We start from the raw sequence: 792 nt of genomic DNA on the forward strand, positions 1-792 counted from the left end.
CGAGCTCGAGGACGCGATCGACGTCGAGGACGACCATGAGCTGGCCGTCGAGGCGGTGGACACCGCCGGCGAGCTTGGCCATGCGGGGGTCGAGGTTGACGGGGTTTTCTTCCTTGCCGTCCTCGGGCAGGCGCAGCACCTCGCCGATCTGGTCGATCAGCAGGCCATAGGATTCGCCGCGCAGGTCGACACCGACCGCCATCGGCACCTTGCCGTCCTCGGGCCTCGGCAGGCCGAGGCGGGCGCGCATGTCGACCACGGTGACGATGCGGCCGCGCAGGTTGAGGACGCCGGCGATCTCGCGGGAGGACAGCGGAACGCGGGTGACGCGCTCGGGCATGAACACGTCCTGGACGCGGGAGATCGGCAGGCCGAACAGCTGGCCGCCGATCATCGCGGTGACGTATTCGACCATGGCGCCTTCGGTGGACTGGGTCTTGTTGGCCATCAGCGTATCTCCTGATCCCGCTTTTTCGTTTTGAGCATGATCTCGTCGGAAAACCGCTTCACACTTTTCCGGATCATGCTCTTACGCCGCTGCCCGGCTCAGCTCGGAGGCGCCGGCGGCGCCCGCGGTCTGCTCCTTCAGCGCCGCGATCAGACCGGGACGGTCGAACTTGGCGACATAGTCGTGGAAGCCGGCCTGACGGCCGCGCTCGATCGCCGCCGGCGACACCAGCGCGGACAGGCCGATGATCGGCATCGCGCCCAGATTGTTGTCGGAGCGGATCACCTCGGCGAACTCGAACCCGTTCATGTCGGGCATCTCGATGTCGGTCAGGACCACGTCGA

2 protein-coding genes are annotated in these 792 nt (G+C 66.9%); both read right to left on the reverse strand.

What is annotated here, in order from left to right; all coding sequences use genetic code 11:
- Positions 1 to 448: chemotaxis protein CheW (locus WN73_RS11675; RefSeq protein WP_097532634.1), on the reverse strand; the 448-nt coding region annotated here is incomplete at its 3' end.
- 81 nt (positions 449 to 529) lie between these two features.
- The coding region (locus tag WN73_RS11680) for a response regulator (RefSeq protein WP_271552858.1) at positions 530 to 792 on the reverse strand (263 nt) is incomplete at its 5' end.

The organism is Bradyrhizobium sp. CCBAU 45394 (assembly GCF_028128655.1).
GTDB lineage: Bacteria > Pseudomonadota > Alphaproteobacteria > Rhizobiales > Xanthobacteraceae > Bradyrhizobium > Bradyrhizobium diazoefficiens.